17 protein-coding genes are annotated in these 19327 nt (G+C 44.2%); 8 read left to right on the forward strand and 9 right to left on the reverse strand.

Annotated features, from left to right (window positions below):
* Positions 1–4: 4 nt before the first annotated feature.
* Positions 5–1030 (reverse strand): potassium channel family protein, encoded by a 1026-nt coding sequence (locus tag M1D65_RS03385; protein WP_456270768.1) that lies wholly within the window; start codon positions 1028–1030, stop codon positions 5–7.
* A 584-nt stretch (positions 1031–1614) separates the two neighbouring features.
* On the opposite strand from M1D65_RS03385, the gene iolT reads away from it, so the two are divergent.
* Complete coding sequence (iolT, locus tag M1D65_RS03390) at positions 1615–3036, forward strand: myo-inositol transporter IolT (protein WP_021481323.1); 1422 nt, start codon at positions 1615–1617, stop codon at positions 3034–3036.
* Between the two features lie 47 nt (positions 3037–3083).
* Here iolT and bdhA read toward each other — a convergent pair whose 3' ends face one another.
* Positions 3084–4124, reverse strand: coding sequence for a (R,R)-butanediol dehydrogenase (gene bdhA / locus M1D65_RS03395; RefSeq protein ID WP_003234015.1), 1041 nt, complete (start codon positions 4122–4124; stop codon positions 3084–3086).
* 437 nt (positions 4125–4561) lie between these two features.
* On the opposite strand from bdhA, the gene walM reads away from it, so the two are divergent.
* Positions 4562–4933: a cell wall metabolism protein WalM gene (gene walM, locus M1D65_RS03400; RefSeq protein WP_003234013.1), complete on the forward strand. Its 372-nt coding sequence runs from the start codon at positions 4562–4564 to the stop codon at positions 4931–4933.
* Between the two features lie 65 nt (positions 4934–4998).
* On the forward strand, positions 4999–6045 hold the full coding sequence (locus tag M1D65_RS03405) for a PD40 domain-containing protein (protein WP_032726739.1): 1047 nt from the start codon (positions 4999–5001) through the stop codon (positions 6043–6045).
* Positions 6046–6078: 33 nt separating this feature from the next.
* Here the strand turns inward: M1D65_RS03405 and M1D65_RS03410 are convergent, their stop codons facing one another.
* From M1D65_RS03410 to M1D65_RS03440, 7 genes are all read right to left on the reverse strand, one after another.
* Positions 6079–6237 carry a hypothetical protein gene (locus M1D65_RS03410; protein ID WP_015382979.1) on the reverse strand — a complete coding sequence of 53 codons (159 nt, stop codon included), beginning with the start codon at positions 6235–6237 and terminating at the stop codon, positions 6079–6081.
* A gap of 189 nt (positions 6238–6426) precedes the next feature.
* On the reverse strand, positions 6427–6636 hold the full coding sequence (locus M1D65_RS03415; RefSeq protein WP_003234008.1) for a cold-shock protein: 210 nt from the start codon (positions 6634–6636) through the stop codon (positions 6427–6429).
* 82 nt (positions 6637–6718) lie between these two features.
* Positions 6719–7534, reverse strand: a complete 816-nt coding sequence (locus M1D65_RS03420; protein ID WP_038827716.1) for an alpha/beta fold hydrolase — start codon at positions 7532–7534, stop codon at positions 6719–6721.
* 12 nt (positions 7535–7546) lie between these two features.
* A complete protein-coding gene (locus tag M1D65_RS03425) occupies positions 7547–8533 on the reverse strand; it encodes a DUF4003 domain-containing protein (protein WP_456270769.1) in 987 nt (328 codons plus the stop codon).
* Between the two features lie 98 nt (positions 8534–8631).
* A complete protein-coding gene (cotA, locus tag M1D65_RS03430) occupies positions 8632–10173 on the reverse strand; it encodes an outer spore coat copper-dependent laccase CotA (protein ID WP_029317398.1) in 1542 nt (513 codons plus the stop codon).
* A 151-nt stretch (positions 10174–10324) separates the two neighbouring features.
* Complete coding sequence (gene gabP, locus M1D65_RS03435; protein WP_014479049.1) at positions 10325–11734, reverse strand: GABA permease; 1410 nt, start codon at positions 11732–11734, stop codon at positions 10325–10327.
* 37 nt (positions 11735–11771) lie between these two features.
* Entirely contained in the window at positions 11772–12059 is a 288-nt protein-coding gene (locus tag M1D65_RS03440; RefSeq protein ID WP_064671848.1) for a hypothetical protein, read from the reverse strand.
* A gap of 73 nt (positions 12060–12132) precedes the next feature.
* On the opposite strand from M1D65_RS03440, the gene mneS reads away from it, so the two are divergent.
* The 5 genes from mneS (at position 12133) to guaA (ending at position 19253) form a co-directional block, all read left to right on the forward strand.
* A complete protein-coding gene (mneS, locus tag M1D65_RS03445; RefSeq protein ID WP_015382984.1) occupies positions 12133–13005 on the forward strand; it encodes a manganese transporter MneS in 873 nt (290 codons plus the stop codon).
* Between the two features lie 150 nt (positions 13006–13155).
* The gene (locus M1D65_RS03450) at positions 13156–14118 is read left to right on the forward strand and encodes an AAA family ATPase (protein ID WP_064671850.1); all 963 of its coding nucleotides are present in this window, start codon (positions 13156–13158) and stop codon (positions 14116–14118) included.
* Entirely contained in the window at positions 14118–15314 is a 1197-nt protein-coding gene (locus M1D65_RS03455; protein WP_456270770.1) for a DUF58 domain-containing protein, read from the forward strand. The genes M1D65_RS03450 and M1D65_RS03455 overlap by 1 nt, the downstream gene beginning before the upstream one ends.
* 21 nt (positions 15315–15335) lie before the next feature.
* The gene (locus tag M1D65_RS03460; protein WP_064671852.1) at positions 15336–17549 is read left to right on the forward strand and encodes a DUF4129 domain-containing transglutaminase family protein; all 2214 of its coding nucleotides are present in this window, start codon (positions 15336–15338) and stop codon (positions 17547–17549) included.
* Between the two features lie 162 nt (positions 17550–17711).
* Positions 17712–19253, forward strand: a complete 1542-nt coding sequence (gene guaA, locus M1D65_RS03465) for a glutamine-hydrolyzing GMP synthase (RefSeq protein ID WP_003233970.1) — start codon at positions 17712–17714, stop codon at positions 19251–19253.
* The last annotated feature ends 74 nt before the right edge of the window (positions 19254–19327 follow it).

Here is a 19327-nt window from a genome sequence, read left to right on the forward strand (position 1 = left end):
TTTTTTATTTAGGAGAATAAGCGTTACCTATTGCTTGCTCCTGAACAGGCCATTTTCGAGCACCCGCTTGGATAATTCCCAGCAGCAATTGACGACGTTCCTTTATTGAATTGACGGCAATTTGAAATGTTTGCTTTGATAAAGCCGGTATGCCTGATTGTTGAAGCTTTGAGATGTCTGGTTCCGGCGGCGCTTGTTCTGCAGGATGGATATAGGCAGTATGAACGGTATCCAGGTAGTTTTTGATACTTGAGCGCGCTTCTTTGATATGAAGCTGATTCGGCTGATATTGTTCAGGAATTCCGTATTTGAAAATGGTTAGAGCCTCATCCAATACAGCAACAGCTATAATGGATGATTCCTGATGCTGCGTACTGTGGTAAAAATGAAGGATGGGGAAGGCGTTATGCTGAGCGGTCAGCTTTCCCAGCTCTGATGAGGCAGCGACAAGAAGAAAATCAATGTCGTGAAAATCTTTGCCATTCCATGCATTATGGACGATTTCTGTTCCGTCATGCCCTAGACTTAATACACTTTGGGCAAAGGAGCGTTTTTGATTAACCGCACTCAAGACGGAAATCAAATACGTGACAGAAAACGTGATGGTAAGCAGTCCTTGAGCTGTTTCAATAATCGTGACAAGCTTCCATAGGCCTCCGTTCGGAGCGAGGTCGCCATTTCCTAATGTAAACATGACATAGCCGGAAAAATAAATTCGGTCTGACCAGGAAGCCGGTTCTTTTGATTGAGATTCCATAAGTGAGTGAGGGTCACTCGAGTAAATCAAAACCCACCCGCTCCAAAATAGACTGATCCATATCACTAACGTCAGGCATAACAGCAGAGGACCAGCCATACTTAGAACCTTTGCGTGGTCACCGCTGATTTTGCGGCAGCCCTTCCACAGCCAGGCAGACAGGCATCTTGTGATCGGGCCGGCACCGCTCTCTAACCATAACGTGGTCCATAAAAAATCAATCATCCCCGCTGTCAATAATAAAAGGCCTGTAATGATATAACCCTCATTCATTTTGGTTGCCTCCCTTAAGTCAGCCTTCTTTTATTTTCTTCTCTATTTCCTTTTATCCTGAGTCTGAAACAATTGAACGAATGTTTGATTTTACAGAGAAAAATAGGTGGGAGTTACCCAACACTTACTCATTTTTCGATATGAACAGAAAATCACAGGATTTTTGACTTGATTCACACATTTTCATGAAGAAAAACATTCATTTTCCCCTTGAATTGGTGATTTTCCTTTTATAGAGTAAAAAATTTTCAGAAATTTATATTGACTGAAAGCGTTTTTATAATTATGATAATATCAGATATAACAAAAATGTCACTATAACATCACTACAATTGAACTATTAAGTGACTAATAAATACCAAATGAACGAGGTTATGCACAAAGAAATGACCATTGTTCTTTTAATGAGAAATGAAATCGCTTCCATCGGGATTGACATGCTAAGAAGAAGGGAAGGTTATGAGGTTATTGGATAAAAACATGAACAACTATTTTCTGAAGCCTGCTTACGAAATGTGAGGAAGGCAGCAGCCCTGGAATAAGTTTTTGACATACGCATTTTGAAAAAGACTGGGGGAAACAGTATGAATAAACAAGGCAATCAAATGTCATTTTTACGTACAATTATTTTAGTCTCCACTTTCGGCGGGCTTCTTTTTGGCTATGATACCGGTGTGCTCAATGGAGCTTTGCCGTATATGGGAGAGCCGGATCAGCTTAATCTCAATGCCTTCACAGAGGGTCTTGTCACCAGTTCACTTCTTTTTGGAGCGGCACTGGGTGCTGTGTTTGGCGGCAGGATGTCTGATTTTAACGGCCGCCGCAAAAATATTTTGTTCCTCGCTGTTATATTTTTTATTTCAACGATCGGGTGTACGTTTGCACCAAATGTTACGGTCATGATTATTTCCCGTTTTGTGCTCGGTATTGCGGTTGGGGGTGCATCCGTAACGGTGCCTGCCTATTTAGCAGAGATGTCTCCTGTGGAAAGCAGGGGACGGATGGTGACGCAGAACGAATTGATGATTGTATCAGGACAGCTTTTGGCCTTTGTTTTTAATGCGATCCTTGGAACAACAATGGGAGACAACTCCCATGTGTGGAGGTTTATGCTGGTCATTGCGTCACTTCCAGCCTTGTTCCTGTTTTTCGGCATGATCAGAATGCCCGAGAGTCCCCGCTGGCTTGTTTCTAAAGGAAGAAAAGAAGATGCTTTACGTGTATTGAAAAAAATCAGGGATGAAAAACGGGCAGCAGCTGAGCTGCAAGAAATTGAATTCGCTTTCAAAAAAGAAGATCAGCTTGAAAAAGCGACGTTTAAAGATCTTTCAGTCCCATGGGTGCGCCGTATTGTGTTTATTGGATTAGGGATTGCGATTGTACAGCAAATTACAGGTGTGAATTCGATTATGTATTATGGGACTGAAATTCTAAGAAATTCCGGTTTCCAAACGGAAGCCGCTTTAATCGGAAATATTGCGAATGGTGTGATTTCGGTATTGGCAACATTCGTCGGAATCTGGCTGCTGGGAAGAGTGGGGCGCCGGCCGATGCTGATGACAGGCTTGATCGGTACGACAACAGCGTTATTGCTAATCGGGATATTCTCACTTGTACTTGAAGGATCACCGGCACTTCCGTATGTAGTCCTGTCATTAACGGTCACATTTCTTGCTTTTCAGCAGGGCGCCATTTCACCAGTGACTTGGCTGATGCTATCTGAAATTTTCCCGCTTCGCCTTCGCGGACTGGGAATGGGTGTTACGGTATTCTGTCTGTGGATGGTGAATTTTGCAGTCAGTTTCACGTTTCCAATATTGCTGGCAGCCATCGGGCTGTCCACAACGTTCTTTATCTTCGTTGGATTAGGAATTTGCTCTGTCTTGTTTGTGAAGAGGTTTTTGCCGGAAACGAAAGGGCTTTCGCTTGAGCAACTGGAGGAAAACTTCCGCGCTTATGATCACGGCGGGGCAAAGAAGGATTCTGGGGCTGAAGTGATTGGATAATTAAAAAAAGAATCCGCACCCGAGTGCGGATTCTTTTTGGTTTCAAATTAGTTAGGTCTGACAAGGATTTTGACTTGGCTTTTCTCTTTAATAAGAGCCCCGAAGCCTTCCTCGATCAAATCATCTAGTACGATTTTTTTCGTTACGAGTTTGTCGGCTGAGAAATAGCCTTCTTTCATTAATGACAATACAGCCGGGAAGATGTCGCGGTATCCGATAATTCCTTTTACTGTACGTTCTTTGATTACGATATCGTTCGGATGGATTTCAGCACCTTTTTCCCAAATGCTGACGATGACGGTTTCACCGGCAATTGTAGTGGACTGGATGGCTTGTCGTAACACCACTGGGACACCCGTGACTTCGAATGCTACGTCAACACCGCCTCCTGTACGTTCTGCAATCTCAGCGACTACATCGTCTGTTTTAGACGGATCAACGATGATCGCGCCAAGCTCCTCAGCTTTTTGCTGGCGTTCAGGAGAAAGCTCAACAGCGTAAATATCAGTTGCACCGGCAGCCTTCAGCGCTTCAATGACAAGAAGTCCGATCGGGCCGCAGCCGAATACAGCCGCTTTGTCGCCTGCTTTGAGTTTGCTTGAGCGGACAGCGTATAGAGCAACTGCAGAAGGTTCAACGAGCGCGCCTTGTTCATATGATAATTCATCAGGAAGTTTGAACAAAAGCTCTTCATCTACAGAGACGTATTCAGAGAAACCGCCGCCTCCGCCGGCTAAGCCGAGGAATCCCATTTGTTCATCAAGGTTGTAGGCGCCTTGGTGGCCGTGTGTAGCAAAAATCGGCTCGACTACAACGCGGTCTCCAACTTTATAATTTTCAACGCCTTCTCCGACTTCGACAACTTCACCGGAGAATTCATGCCCCATTGTGACAGGTGCCGTTTCATTTGTTAATGGGTGCGGTTTGTCAACCGGAATAAAGATCGGGCCGCCCAGATATTCGTGTAAATCACTTCCGCAGATGCCGCACCATTTGACTTTGATCTTTACTTTTCCCGGCTCCGTTTTTGGCTCTTCGATATGTTCAATACGGATATCCTTTTGGTTATGCCATCTTGCTGCCTTCATGGATTACCACTCCTATAGCTTTTGATGTGAGTAATTCCGCACCGGTCAATATGAACTGTTCACAAAATCGCCATTTTTAAAACCAAAAAAGAAATGAAATTTTTATATAATATAATCTACGTTTTTTTGAAAAAAGAAACTTTGAAGAAAAAAGGGTCTCGCACACTCTTTTTTCTTTATATGAGAGTATCAATCGTTTACATAGCTATGAATTTGGTTTGAACAATACGGTAATGGTTCGTTCATATTGAATGCGACAACTACTCTATCAATAATTATAACGCTAATACTGCTATTATAATAGGATAATCTTCCATGGTTTAATTTAACAGAGGTAACTTTTTTGACTTTGTAACATTACTGTAAGGATATTGAAATAAAAAATAGCTGGTTGATCGTGTATAATCTTCCTAGATGTTAACAAACAGGGGGACGAAATGTTGAAGAAAGTCATTTTAGCCGCTTTTATCTTAGTAGGAAGTACTTTGGGAGCTTTTAGTTTTTCATCAGATGCCAGTGCGAAACATGTGAACGGAAATATTACTTGGTATAATGGAGTCGGGAAAAAAGGCTCTTCAGGTAAGAAACTTGGACATTGGGATTGTGCGACCAAAATCGGATTTGATGTTCCTAGAAACGGGACAAAAATCAGAGCTTATGCAAAAGCGAAGCCTAAAAAAGTGATTACGGTTTATAAAAATGATGTTGGCAGAATGCCTAATGCAGTGCTGGATGTTAGCCCTAAAGCGTTTAAAGCGCTTGGATATCCATTAAGCAAAGGTAAAGTAGCGGGGCATTACAGCTATTAATGTACATATATAATCTGGAAAGCAAGAAGTCACATTCTTGCTTTTTCTATTGGTGGAGATAAAAGATGAAAAAAAGAATCATATTATTGTTAGCAGTGATAATAGCGGCAGCTGGCGCGGGGGTTGCGTTTTATGTGGCAAAGGATAAAGGCCATGAGAAGGCTGCTGATGTTTCAGTCAATACCGAAAGCGGTGATGAGCTGCTGGTTTCAATTACAGATACGGATCTGCTGACAAAGTATTATGAAAATGACAAGGTGATCCATGAGGAGAAGCTGACCAGCTATCCGGCATTTGCCTTGGATCAAAAACAGCAGGTGCTCTATTATACGGGCAATAATGAACAGAATGAAATGAGGCTTTTTAAACTGGATCTAAAGTCTAATAAAAAGACGGTGCTTTATAAAGGCGCGGAGAGTGCGGACAGTTTGTTTTTATCAAAGGACCGTTCAACCATCTATTTCCGCTTAGGAAAAGCGGACGAAAGCAATTTTCGGATCGCCGCTTTTGATCTGAAAACGAAAAAGTACAAAAATCTTTATCCTGCCGCTAATGATCAGGATAACACCGTCAGCAGCTTCTTTTATAACCAAAAAAACGATTCATTTGCATTGCTTCATTATTCTGTAGAAGAAGACTACAAGAAAACAGATGAAGCAAACGAAAAGGGCATCGACCCTGAACCGACAACGATTCATTTTGCGGAAGGCCGTCAACATAAATTTAATGAGCTGAAAAGCCTGAACCAATTTATCAGCGATATTGCTGTTTCTGATGATGATAAACGTATTTTATTCACATCATATACGCAAAAAGGAACGGAGCAAACCGCTTCTATTCAAATGCTCAATGCGGATACGAAAAAATATGAAAGCATCATCTCAAATCAGAAATCATTTAAGCTGTTAATTGACGCACAGCCTCAGTTTTCTAAGGATGGGAAGAACATTTATTTTCTTGCCGAAGCCAAGGGGGCTAAAAAGCTGAAGGACGAAACAGGGCGTGAAGCTAAGGTGCGGACGATTTATTCCTATAGCCTTGAAAATAAGACCTTCAAAAAAGTATGGGAAAATCCGAACGGCATCATCAACAGCTTTTCTGTGATTAACTAATAAAGACCACTCGGCATGAGCTGAGTGGCTTTTTTAATGGATGAGGTGCAGGGCTAATGATCCGAGCCATTTAAAGATATGAATCAGAGGGACCGACAAAAACAGAAGTTCAACATAGAAGTTCATTGCAACATTCAGCTTTTTGAACGCAGCTCTTTTTTTCAAGTCTTTTTGCTGCTGGTTTGAGATCACGTTATCCCTCCTCTTATATCCATATTATACCATTAAAACAGACAAAAAAGCCCTAAACGTTTACAGTTTTGGGCTTCTTTCTTCGTATTTGGCCTCTTGCAATGAGAGGCTTTTATTCTGAAATATAGAATTTTGTCTCCGTTCGGGGTTTGTTTGCTTGCAGGAGACTGCATTTGTTATAGGGAAGAACTAGCTTGTTTTCGTTTGGCTGTTGTTTTGGAGATTCACTAATGAACGGATGCCGTCGACCATTTTACTTCCGCATAAAGGGCACAATGGCGTATCACTGCTGGCGAAGTTTTTTCGGGTCCAGCCATTACAGTCTTCTTTTGTGCATTCCCAAGTACTCACATCTTCTTTTGGCAGCGGTTCTTGATTTCGTTTGTTATAGTAAGACATAAAGTCACTTCTTCCCTCATGTATTTTACTGCACACTTCTTATTGTCTCATACTTTTCCCTAATCTCCTAATTCCTTTTTCTTTATGACTTTCCAATAACCCCATCTAAAAAGGAGAGGAGTGTGCTGTTAAAAGCATCTGGCTCTTCTAAAAACGGGCAATGGCTGCTTTTAGGAAAGGTAACGAGTGTCGCGTTTGGAATATTGCTGCGCAAGTGTTCCCCAGCTGCTGTAGAGAAAAATTTCTTGTCTTCCCCGAAGCACAGCAATGTCGGCACATTGATGTTTTGGAGGGTGCCCCGGTAATCAGCGGCCGTTTGGTTAAATAAAATCGTGCTAGAAATGGCAGCCGGCTGTTTGAGGATTTCTGCCAGCATCCATTCTGTTTCGGTCTCGGCAGGCGGTTCTGCGAACATATTCTGGATGAAGCTTTCGTAGAAAGGCAGCGGGTCAGTTTGAATGGCGTGCATCGCTGTTTTTAAGCCGTCAAAATCAAATGGACCGTGTTCCCAGCCCTCCCATTGATAGTCGGAAGCGGATTGATCGATGATCACAGCGGCTTGAATGTTATCATTCCCAAATTGATTGAGATAATCCCATACGACAAAAGCGCCCATTGACCAGCCGGCAAGAATGACATGGTCAAGCTCCATTGCATTTAGAAATTCCCTTATGTCACGGGCATATTGGGAAATGGTGTGGCCGTGAAGCACTTTGTCAGATTCGCCGTGTCCTCTAAGATCAAGACGAATACATTGATAATTGGCAGAAAGCGCCGAAAATTGTTTGTGGAAAAATTGTCCGCTCATCAGCACCCCATGTATAAACAGGATCGGCGTCCCGCTCCCGTGTGTTTCATAGTAAAGGCGTGTCTGATCTTCTAATGTGATGTATGGCATGTTTCTCCTCCTTTAGTTTCCATCATGAATATGGCTGGCTGCTGTTGAGCTGATGATGGCAGCTGTCACGGCTGCCTGCTGCGCTTGAATGGCTGTTTCAATAGCGGTGTATAGTCCTGATTCCATCAGCAGATTTTTCTCCATATGCTCACTGAGATAGAGGCTGACAGCAATTTTAAAATTCATTTCCTTTTGCCATTTAAAAGCTTTTTCCTGGTTTAATTCGTCAGTGATGCACAAAACGGTTTTGATATCTGGCTCTTCCAGAAATGTGAGGAGAGCAAGGTCTGGATAATGATAATCCTTTGGTTTTTTGACATCAGTGATTGATTGATATATCTGTTTGCAAGCTGAAACAAGCATTTCGGGCTCTTTTTCACTTTGCAAGGCCAGAATATGGCTGACCTGATGTAAGTACTGTCCTTTTTTAAAGCCGTTGGCTGCCAGCAGCTGATAGCATGTTTCCGCCTTCTGTAGCGCCTGCAAACCTTCTCCGTTTTCTCCAAGCAGTACGGCAAGCGGAACATTCTGAGTTGAAGTGAGGAAATAATGATTTTTCTTCATCTGCTGATAAACTGCTAGCCCCATGTTCATCTGTTCTTTTTGGTTTGTCGTTTCAGATTTGCCGGTGAGCAAGATCAGAGCGGAAAGGTATGTGAACATATCCCGCTTATATCCTAGCTTCACCATTTCATTGTATACATCGATAAAAGTATGAAATGTTTGTTTTGCCTCATGCTGAAAATGAATGTCCAGAATAGATGCAGCAGTAAAGCGGTGGTGTGAATTGAGTGTTGAGAAGCTGCCGATGTTTGATTTGATATAGCTGCTCAAATCATAAAAGCGCTGAAAATCAAACTCTCTTTTATTCACAATATATGCAGAAGAAATGAGCATTAATATCTGATCGTGTGAAACTTTCCATTTTAATTTTGATTTTAATTCAGCATAAATGGAAATGTATTGCTTTATTTTTTCATGTAGGTTGTGTGTCAGCATAAAAAGCAGCTCCTTTTTGCTGTTTTTACGTAATACGATAAATAGGGCCAAAGGTTTCATAAAGAAAAAACTTGCCTGCTAGAGGCAAGTTTGTCGGATTATTTATGGGGATCTGTTATATCCATCGGTCTCATCATGTCATAGTCTTCATGCTCTAGAATATGGCAATGCCATACGTATCGTCCGCTGTACGGACCGAATGTCGCCGCGATTCTCAGGACTTCACCTGCATGCGCTTGAATGGTGTCTTTCCAGCCCTTTTCACTTGGCGGCGGCGGGACAGCCGGACCGGTATAGGACAATTCCCCGCTTTCTTGATAACGGGCGATATCAAACGGCCGCCGGTCTAATACACGGAAGGAGACTAGATGCAGGTGGATCGGATGTGTTCCGCGTGTCGGGTTGATAATGGACCATATTTCAGTAGTGCCGACTTTTGGTGCTTCTGTGACGGGATCGTGCCAGCGTTTGTTATTAAGCAGAAGGACGGGTCTGCCGTATTCGTCCTGGGTGCCTGCCAGTTTTAACGTTCTGATGTTTTGTATTCTTTCATGCTGTACCGAAGGGTATGAGGCGAGGTACTTCGGCTTTCTGCTTTCGTCTTTTTGTGCCAATGGTTTTGTGACTCTGAATTGCATGATATTCGCATCTGTTTCAGGATTGACGTCACCGCCGCAGCCCGCGCTGTTTGCCAAAATGATCGATTCTCCTTCATATGCTGTGAAGTCAATGATGATATCATAACGTTCAGCAGGCGCAAGGCTGAAAGAATTCAGTTTAACAGATCGCGGCAGGAGCCCTCCATCTGAACCAACCTGAATAAACTCTCCGCCATTATCGAGTGACAGATTATAGGTTCTTGTATTGGAGGCGTTGATGACACGGAATCGGTATTTCCTTGGCTCGACCTCCAAGTATGGCCATACCTTCCCGTTGACGAGTATGGTTTCTCCGCAAAAAGCCGGAACGATTGAAGGATTAGGCAGTGACGGAGAAGGGTTTTCCGGTGCGCTCGGATAAAACAAAGAACCGTCCTCATTGATCGTGCGGTCTGTGATAAGAAGCGGCACATCGTATTCGTCTGAAGGCAGTTTTAAGCGTTTTTCCTTTGGGTCATGAATGATATAAGCACCGACAAGTCCGGCATAGACATTTAGCCTGGTGAGCGCCATGGCGTGATCGTGATACCACAATATAGCCCCGCGCTGCTGGTTTGGATAATGATAAACCTCTCTTTTGAAATAAGGTCCTGTTTGTTCAAAGTCTTTGGAAAACCAAGCCTCGGGATACCCGTCACTGTCATCTGGCGTGACGCCGCCGTGTAAATGAACAACAGTCTTTACCTCGGGCTCTTCATGCTGGCTGTCACTGTGATGAATGGTGTGATCAATCGGAAGGAAATGCGTGGAAGGTAGGTTATTCATCCATTTTACATATACGTTTTCATTTCTTTTAACCTCAATGGTCGGCCCCGGAAATAAGCCGTTGTAGCCCCACAGGCGGGTTGGAGGGAGATCGCGATGGAGCTGATGGGTGCATTCCTCCATGGTGACTTCGTAGTATGTTTTTTCTTTTGATTGCTGTACTGGCTTTAGTGTATCTGGGATTGGGAGAGCATCCACAAATTTTTCAAGTGTCATTTTCATCTGTCCTTATCTAAATTTTCCAAATTGGTACTATAGTTAATGACAATAAGGACGTGATGGTTACAAAAAATCTTCGTGCTGCAGCCCGCCCGAAGAAGAAAATAACTAAATCCTAAACGGCAGGCCGTTTAGGATTTGATCAGCATTAAGGCAGGATATCGGGCTGCTGCTGTGTGACTGGGTTGGCAGCCGCTTTCTCGCTCACCTTGCGTTTTCTGAACACAAGGTAAGAAATCAGAACGATTCCCGTGATGACGCCTGTCAGCAGCAGCTCGTCTCTCATGGAATCAATAAACGCCATGGACACTAAAATTCCGCAAATGGCGAGGATGGTCAAGTAGGTTAGGAAAGGGAAGAGCCACATTTTGATCTTCAATGCTTCTGGGTTTGTTTTTTCGAGTTTTTTCCGCATTTTCAGCTGGGAAACTGCGATGACAAGATAGACGAGTAAAGCGATTGCGCCTGATGAGTTGACTAAGAATAAAAAGACGGTATCCGGTGAAAAATAGTTCATTACGACCGCGATATAAGAGAAAAATGTCCCGGCCACAATGGCTTGTACGGGAACGCCTTTTTTGCTCAATTTCATAAAACGGCGCGGCGCTTCGTTTCTTTCTGCAAGTGAATACAGCATTCTGGATGTGGTGTACAAACCTGAATTCAGGCAAGAGAGTACGGCTGTGAGGACGATAAAGTTCATAATCTGTGCGGCTGCGGGCACTCCTATATGCTCAAGTACAGCGACGAAAGGGCTTTCTAAAATATTTGCTGAATTCCATGGCAACAGCGCCACGACAATGGCGATTGAGCCCACGTAAAAGACGATGATGCGCCATACAACGGATCTGGTGGCTTTTGTCACAGATTCGATCGGGTTGGATGTTTCCCCTGCTGCAATGGCAACGATTTCAGTTCCCATAAAAGAGAAGATGACAACGACAATGCCGAGCAATACGGAGCTGATGCCCTCCGGGAAAAATCCGCCTTTGCCTGTAAGATTCGAAAAACCGACTGGCTCACTGCCCGGTGCAAAGCCAAAAATAAAGGCAAAACCAACGATTAGAAAAGCAATGATAGTCACAACTTTAATGAGGGAGAACCAATATTCAAACTCACCGAAAGACTTAACGGAGTAGACGTTTGTCAGGGTGAGCACAATGGTCAAGATCAAACTTGTCAGCCACAGCGGAATATCATGGAACCAGTATTGAATAATGCCAGCACCGGCAATGGCTTCGATCGCGATGACGATCACCCAGAAAAACCAGTACAGCCAGCCGATTGTAAATCCTGCCCACGGTCCGATGGCGTCGTGAGCGTATTGAGAAAACGATCCGCTCGTCGGGTTTACGGCAGACATCTCACCGAGCATTCTCATAATAAAAATCACCAATAATCCGGCTAACGCGTAAGAAACAACGGCACCCGGACCGGTCGAGTGAATCACTGAACCGCTGCCTACAAATAGGCCGGCTCCGATTACACCGGCAATCGAAATCATTGTCATATGGCGGGTCTTTAATTCCTTTTTTAATCCTGATTGAGACTGGTTCATAAGTTACCTCCTTTTAAAATGCAATCATTACTGAATATTATGATAATTGAAACTCTATCATAAATATACAGTTTGTCGAAAATTCGTGTAAGAAAATATACCAGCTTATTTCAAATTTGTAGTGTTTTGTTTGCGCTTTCAGCGAATGTGTGGAAAAAATGTTTCGTTTTTTATTTGCTGTGTGATTTTGTGTACTATTTACAATTCGATAGAATGCGAGAAGTGCTGGTATTATTGGATCTGATGGGCTTTTTGGCGGAGCAAATAAATTGGATGAGAGAAAAAGTGTTCCATCGTCACTATTTTTCTGTGGCGGGTGAATCATGTTTCTGTAGACCCACTGCGGATCAGCTTTGTAAGATAATAATAGGAAAATGTGAGCGGGGAGGAGGTTTTGTATGGAGAGATATGATGAACTGAAAAAGGGAGAATCCGGAGCGCTGGTCAGCATTGCCGCGTATCTAGTTCTTTCCGCAATTAAACTGATCATCGGTTATCTTTTTCACTCGGAAGCACTTACGGCAGACGGATTAAATAACACAACTGACATTATTGCTTCTGTTGCTGTGCTGATTGGCCTGCGCATCTCTCAAAAGCCTCCTGACGAAGATCATCCATACGGCCACTTTCGAGCGGAAACGATTGCATCGCTTATCGCATCGTTTATTATGATGGTTGTCGGCCTGCAAGTGCTGTTCAGCGCCGGAGAATCTATTTTTTCTGCTAAACAAGAGACGCCGGATATGATTGCGGCTTGGACGGCAGCGGGCGGGGCAGTCCTGATGCTGATCGTTTACCGGTACAATAAAAGGCTGGCCAAAAAGGTGAAGAGCCAGGCGCTCCTTGCTGCGGCTGCTGATAATAAATCAGACGCATTCGTCAGTATCGGCACATTTATCGGCATTGTAGCTGCTCAATTCCATCTTGCTTGGATTGATACGGTCACTGCGTTTGTGATCGGTCTGCTTATTTGCAAGACCGCATGGGATATCTTTAAAGAGTCATCTCACTCTTTGACAGATGGATTCGACATAAAGGACATTTCCGCTTATAAACAGACAATCGAAAAAATCTCCGGTGTGAGCCGTTTAAAAGACATAAAAGCAAGATACTTGGGCAGTACGGTTCATGTTGATGTGGTGGTTGAGGTATCGGCAGATTTAAATATTACGGAAAGCCACGATATAGCCAATGAAATTGAGCGGAGAATGAAGGAGGAGCATGCGATTGATTATTCGCATGTTCATATGGAGCCTTTAGAACACAAATAATTGAGCTTCCTGCCACAGGAAGCTTTTTTGTGTGTTTTGGCCAGCTTTATTGGAAACAATTTGCTAGAATCGTTTTTTTATACAGATTGCTTTTTGTGGTAAAGTTAGGTTACATTATGATGAATTTTGTAGATGATTAGGAGGAAAAGAATGGCATATCAAGAAGACCTGCATCCTTTGCTGGGGAAAGCAGTTGAACATATTAATAGAGTAATGGTTGGAAAACGAGACATCGCCATACTCAGCTTAGCAGCCCTTCTTGCCAAAGGGCATGTGCTGCTTGAGGATGTACCCGGAGTCGGAAAAACGATGATGGTCCGCGCGCTGGCAAAGTCAATCGGCGCTGATTTCAAAAGAATCCAATTCACTCCGGATTTGCTGCCATCTGATGTAACAGGGGTATCTATCTATAATGCGAAAACGATGGAATTTGAATATCGTCCCGGCCCGATTATGGGAAATATCGTGCTGGCCGATGAAATCAACCGTACCTCTCCGAAGACACAGTCGGCTTTGCTCGAAGCGATGGAAGAGGGGAGCGTCACGGTAGATGGCCATACGATGCAGCTTGCCGATCCGTTTTTTGTGATGGCAACGCAAAACCCGGTCGAATATGAAGGAACCTATCCTTTGCCGGAAGCCCAGCTTGACCGGTTTTTATTCAAACTTCGGATGGGTTATCCGTCCTTTAATGAAGAGCTTGACGTCTTATCTCTTCAGGAAAAAAGCCATCCGATTGAGACGCTTGAGCCGGTTATTGCAAAAGAAGACTTCATCTTTTTACAGAGGGAAGTGCAAAATGTCCGTGCTGATGACAGCATTAAGGAATATATCGTTGAAATTGTGCAGAAAACGAGACAGCATCCTTCTGTTCAATTAGGCGTCAGTCCGCGCGGCTCAATCGCCCTCATGAAAGCGGCACAGGCATACGCGCTGCTGCATCATCGCGACTATGTCATACCGGATGATATTCAATATTTAGCTCCTTTCACGCTGCCGCACCGGATGATGCTTCATCCTGAGGCAAAATTTGAAGGGATTCAGGCAGAAGCGATCGTAAGGGAGATCATGTCAGCTGTGAAGGTGCCGGTTCAAAGGTCGTCGGTCCGCTGATGAATAAGAAATGGCAATGGCTCGTATATGGTTGGAAGCTGATTATATTAACTTTATTGACGGCTGCTGTTTTTTCTTATGCGATGTTTCAGGGCGGCTTTGTCAGCTGGTTTTTGTTTTACGCGTTTCTCCCTTTTGTCTTGTATGCCGGGCTGTTGGCCTTGTATCCGCTCCGTTCTTTTCAGGCTTCAAGGCAAATGGATAAAACACAATTGCATGCGGGGGACAGGCTGGGCGTAACGGTTACGCTGAGAAGAAAGCTGCCATTTCCCCTGATGTATATGGTGATTGAAGATTGCCTGCCAGAAGGTATCGAGTCATTAAATCGAGACGGAGCCGCGGCCAAACGGCTCGTTTTTCCTTGGTTTAAACGGAGCATAACGATGTCGTATGAATTAGCTCGGGTACCGCGCGGAGAGCATCACTTTCATTCTGTCAGGGTGCGAACCGGGGATGTTCTTGGCTTGATTGAAAAAACTGCATTTTTTGAGCTGGATGATACCCTGTTTGTTTATCCATTCTATCAGCGTTTTTCCTATCAGGTGAATGAGAGGCATCAGGAAGACGGTGTAAGCGGTTCTTCTCCAATTCATGAGCACCATTCCTCAGTCGCAGCAAGTGTGCGGATTTATCAGCCGGGAGACCGGTTTGCTGCGTTAGATTGGAAGACATCTGCACGGCGGAGCCAGCTGATGACGAAGGAATTTGAGCCTTCTCGCAGCAAAAATCTGTTTCTGCTGATGGACCGTTTTTCCTCAGACGCATTCGAAGAGGTCGTTTCAGTGACAGCTTCGATTCTTCATTCTGTTTTAAAAAACGGCGAGGGCGCTGGCTTGGCTTCCATCGGAAAGGAAAAAAACATTTTCCCTATTCAGGAAGGGGATCAGCATTTTAAGCACATGCTTCGGCATTTAGCCATCGCTCATTGTGATGCGGCAGACCCGATAAGCCGATATGCACGGGAAGAGCTGGGAAAGCCATCTGTTCGCCAAGCTGATCAAGTTGTTGTCACGGGACAGTTAACGGAAGATATGCTGCACCTCGCAGAAATAGGAGGCGGCCGGGTTACGGTGATACTGGCAAAAGAGAAAGATGCTGAGCTCTCTCAAGCTGAAAATGTCATAATTGAACGCATGATGAAACGCCAAATCAGAGTTCGGGTCATGAGGGGCGGGCGAGTTTCGCGTGTTGTTTAGAAAGAGAGGTGACTGGTTCACATGCCGCACGATGATCACAAGGGAAGCCGTTTGAGCTTGCTGTTATTTTATTTTCTGGCTTTTTTATTGCTGTGGGAGTGGCTCAGGCCGCTTGACAGTTTTACTGAAACGAAACATACAGGCTTTTTTAGTGTCTTTATCGGCTTGACGTTTCTGCTGACTTTTTTCAGGATGAGGTGGTTTGTCACCGTTCCTTTTTGTGTCATATTTACATTGATCTCGATACACATCCTGTTTTATCAAGGATCTATATTCGACTTGAGCTGGGTCAGCTCTTTTTTGCAGGATGTCTATCTGAATATCACGCTGATTCAATCAGGGCAATGGAATGACATGATCCCTTCATTTCGGACCCTGCTGTTTTTTGTGCTGCTGTGGCTGCTGGTCTATCTCCTGCATTATTGGGTGATTTACCAGAGAAGAATTTTGTTTTTCTTTTTGATGACAGTAGCGTATATTACGATTCTTGATACCTTTACGCCATATGATGCCACTTTTGCCGTCATCCGTATCGTGCTGATCGGCTTCTTTATGCTGGGCCTTTTATACTTGGAACGCATTAAGCTGATGGAAAGAATCACACTGCCAAAAACATCTGTCCTGAAATGGTTTCTTCCTTTATCTGTATTGGTTTTGGCTGCAACGGGATTCGGACTCGCCGCTCCAAAATCAGAGCCGGCCTGGCCTGATCCGGTGCCTTTTCTTAAAAAAATCACTCATCAAGACCGCGTGTCTGCAGGGGAAAGCAAAATCGGATACGGGAATCATGATGAATCACTCGGCGGCCCGTTCCAGCAGGATGCTACACCTGTTTTTACATGGCAGGGAAAAGAGCGTACGTATTTCCGTGTGGAAACGAAGGACACGTATACCGGAAAAGGCTGGATTGAAACAGACACAGGCATGTCGTATCAGCTTAGCAATGGAAAAGTTGAAAATCTGTGGTTTGACCATAAGGTTGCGACAGAGCGCCGCACCGTCCGTGTAAAAGTCGATAAGCACTACGGGTATAACCATTTGATGTATCCGATTGGTGCGGAAACCATTCAGCCAAAGCAGGCTGTCTCACTTGAAATGAACGGCAACACGGAGCAAATTTCTCCGATCAGTGAACAAGCCGGTGAAATCAGAAATATGGGGAATTATACTGTAACGTACAATTCCCCGGTCTATAAGCTGGATGAACTGAGAAAGGTAAAAGTGAGAAAAAACAGTGAGGAGTACACATTCAGCGATCGCTACATGCAGCTTCCAGATTCACTGCCAGAGCGGGTGAGAACCCTTGCGATCAAACTGACTCAGGATCACGACAATATGTTTGATAAGGTGAAAGCGGTTGAGGACTATTTAGGGTCAAATGCGTTCACCTATGAAACAGAAAACGTGACCATTCCTAAGAATGATGAAGATTATGTCGATCAATTTCTCTTTGAAACGAAAATGGGTTATTGTGATAACTTTTCTTCCGCCATGGTGGTGCTCTTGCGCTCGGCCGGCATTCCGGCCCGCTGGGTAAAGGGTTATACGTCCGGCGAATACAAAGAAGCAGGGAACAAAAATGGCAGCATTTATGAAGTGACAAATAACAATGCCCATTCCTGGGTAGAGGTGTATTTCCCGGAACAGGGCTGGGTTACATTTGAGCCGACTAAAGGGTTTACAAATCCGGCTGAATTTACTTCTTCTGACACAAAGGACTCCGGCAGCGATAACAGCAGCTCGCCGAAGAAAGCACAAGAGAAACAGAAAGAAGAGAAAAAACAGCCGCAAAAAGAAGAAAAACAAAAGGAAAAACGGGAGCCAGCTGTTTCTAAAAAGCCGTCCGCTTCACATACCAATGCCGGTGCGGGCTTGTATGCAGCGCTTGCGGTTCTTGCAGTCCTCCTGGTGGCAGCTGTATTGCTGTATGTTTTCCGCTCGTTATGGATTCCTGTTTTCGCCGTGAGGAAATTGAAGCGGCGCAGCGATCAGCACGCGTTTTTTGAGGCATATGACGCGCTGCTGAAACAACTGAAGAGAAAAGGGCTGCCGAAACGAGGCAGTGAAACGCTGCGTGATTATGCAAAACGAATCGATGAAAAATACGACATAGAAGACATGTCAAAGCTGACATTAAGCTATGAAAGGGCGCTTTACAGAAATGAAGATTCTTCAGCGCTTTGGAATGATTCCAGAGAGTTATGGGAAAATTTAATTAAAAGAAGATGGTCTTGACCGCTTATCAACGTGTTGTTAGAATTAGTGAATATTATCGGAGTCTGGGAGCGAGTTGGCCTGACTCCGGCAAACGGCCTTGCCAAAGAGGGCGGAGCGAGCTTCATATCTGTCCTCGTTTTTTTCTGTGTCAAAAAACTTAGAGGAGATTAGGTGACAACCATGACAAAGTTAGTGAATGAAATGATTCTTGTCCTTGATTTCGGCAGTCAGTATAACCAGCTGATTACACGCCGTATCCGTGAATTCGGTGTTTACAGCGAGCTGCATCCACATACATTGACGGCTGAAGAAATTAAAAAAATGAATCCAAAAGGAATTATTTTATCCGGCGGTCCAAACAGTGTGTATGATGAAAACTCTTTCCGCTGTGACGAGAAAATCTTCGAGCTTGATATTCCTGTTTTGGGAATTTGCTACGGCATGCAGTTGATGACTCATTACCTTGGCGGTAAAGTTGAAGCAGCAAGCCAGCGTGAATACGGAAAAGCAAATATCCGCATCGAAGGCACACCTGATTTGTTCAAAGATCTTCCAAATGAACAAGTGGTTTGGATGAGCCACGGTGATTTGGTTGTAGAAGTTCCTGAAGGCTTCACTGTTGACGCGACAAGCCATCACTGCCCTAACTCAGCAATGAGCAAAGCGGACAAAAAATGGTACGGCGTTCAGTTCCACCCGGAAGTGCGCCACTCTGAATACGGCAATGATCTTCTGAAAAACTTTGTATTCGGTGTTTGCGAATGCGAAGGCGAATGGTCAATGGAGAACTTTATCGAAATCGAAATGCAAAAAATCCGTGAAACGGTCGGAGACAAACAGGTTCTTTGCGCGCTAAGCGGCGGCGTTGATTCCTCTGTTGTTGCTGTTTTGATTCATAAAGCGATCGGCGACCAGCTGACTTGTATCTTTGTAGACCATGGTCTTCTCCGTAAAGGCGAAGCTGAGGGTGTTATGAAAACATTCAGCGAAGGCTTTAACATGAATGTGATTAAAGTAGACGCAAAAGATCGATTCTTAAACAAACTAAAAGGCGTTTCTGATCCTGAACAAAAACGCAAAATCATCGGTAATGAATTCATTTACGTGTTTGATGATGAAGCGGACAAGCTCAAAGGCATCGACTACCTTGCACAAGGTACGCTTTACACAGATATCATCGAGAGCGGTACAGCAACGGCGCAAACGATCAAATCTCACCACAATGTCGGCGGACTTCCTGAAGACATGCAGTTTGAGCTGATCGAGCCGTTAAACACGCTCTTCAAAGACGAAGTGCGCGCGCTTGGCACAGAGCTCGGCATTCCAGATGAAATCGTATGGCGTCAGCCGTTCCCAGGACCGGGCCTCGGAATCCGTGTTCTTGGCGAAGTAACAGAAGAAAAACTGGAAATCGTTCGTGAATCAGATGCAATCTTGCGTGAAGAAATTGCAAATCACGGCTTAGAGCGTGATATCTGGCAATACTTCACTGTTCTTCCTGACATCCGCAGCGTTGGTGTTATGGGTGACGCAAGAACATATGATTACACAATCGGAATCCGCGCCGTTACATCAATCGACGGCATGACATCTGACTGGGCGCGTATCCCGTGGGATGTGCTTGAAGTCATTTCGACACGTATCGTAAACGAAGTGAAGCACATTAACCGCGTGGTGTACGATATTACAAGTAAGCCGCCTGCGACGATTGAGTGGGAATAAGTAAATAACAAAGGAAAAACGTCCCTTTCAAAAGGGGCGTTTTTTTTGTTAACTTTTTGAAACCGTTTCGACAG

The sequence above is a fragment of the Bacillus sp. JZ39 genome (genome assembly GCF_053903145.1).

Bases quoted from the DNA above. Each gene is read 5' to 3' on its own strand.
- M1D65_RS03385 (WP_456270768.1), bottom strand. From the start codon at position 1,030: ATGAATGAGGGTTATATCATTACAGGCCTTTTATTATTGACAGCGGGG.
- iolT (WP_021481323.1), top strand. From the start codon at position 1,615: ATGAATAAACAAGGCAATCAAATGTCATTTTTACGTACAATTATTTTA.
- bdhA (WP_003234015.1), bottom strand. From the start codon at position 4,124: ATGAAGGCAGCAAGATGGCATAACCAAAAGGATATCCGTATTGAACAT.
- walM (WP_003234013.1), top strand. From the start codon at position 4,562: ATGTTGAAGAAAGTCATTTTAGCCGCTTTTATCTTAGTAGGAAGTACT.
- M1D65_RS03405 (WP_032726739.1), top strand. From the start codon at position 4,999: ATGAAAAAAAGAATCATATTATTGTTAGCAGTGATAATAGCGGCAGCT.
- M1D65_RS03415 (WP_003234008.1), bottom strand. From the start codon at position 6,636: ATGTCTTACTATAACAAACGAAATCAAGAACCGCTGCCAAAAGAAGAT.
- M1D65_RS03420 (WP_038827716.1), bottom strand. From the start codon at position 7,534: ATGCCATACATCACATTAGAAGATCAGACACGCCTTTACTATGAAACA.
- M1D65_RS03425 (WP_456270769.1), bottom strand. From the start codon at position 8,533: ATGCTGACACACAACCTACATGAAAAAATAAAGCAATACATTTCCATT.
- cotA (WP_029317398.1), bottom strand. From the start codon at position 10,173: ATGACACTTGAAAAATTTGTGGATGCTCTCCCAATCCCAGATACACTA.
- gabP (WP_014479049.1), bottom strand. From the start codon at position 11,734: ATGAACCAGTCTCAATCAGGATTAAAAAAGGAATTAAAGACCCGCCAT.
- M1D65_RS03440 (WP_064671848.1), bottom strand. From the start codon at position 12,059: ATGATTCACCCGCCACAGAAAAATAGTGACGATGGAACACTTTTTCTC.
- mneS (WP_015382984.1), top strand. From the start codon at position 12,133: ATGGAGAGATATGATGAACTGAAAAAGGGAGAATCCGGAGCGCTGGTC.
- M1D65_RS03450 (WP_064671850.1), top strand. From the start codon at position 13,156: ATGGCATATCAAGAAGACCTGCATCCTTTGCTGGGGAAAGCAGTTGAA.
- M1D65_RS03455 (WP_456270770.1), top strand. From the start codon at position 14,118: ATGAATAAGAAATGGCAATGGCTCGTATATGGTTGGAAGCTGATTATA.
- M1D65_RS03460 (WP_064671852.1), top strand. From the start codon at position 15,336: ATGCCGCACGATGATCACAAGGGAAGCCGTTTGAGCTTGCTGTTATTT.
- guaA (WP_003233970.1), top strand. From the start codon at position 17,712: ATGACAAAGTTAGTGAATGAAATGATTCTTGTCCTTGATTTCGGCAGT.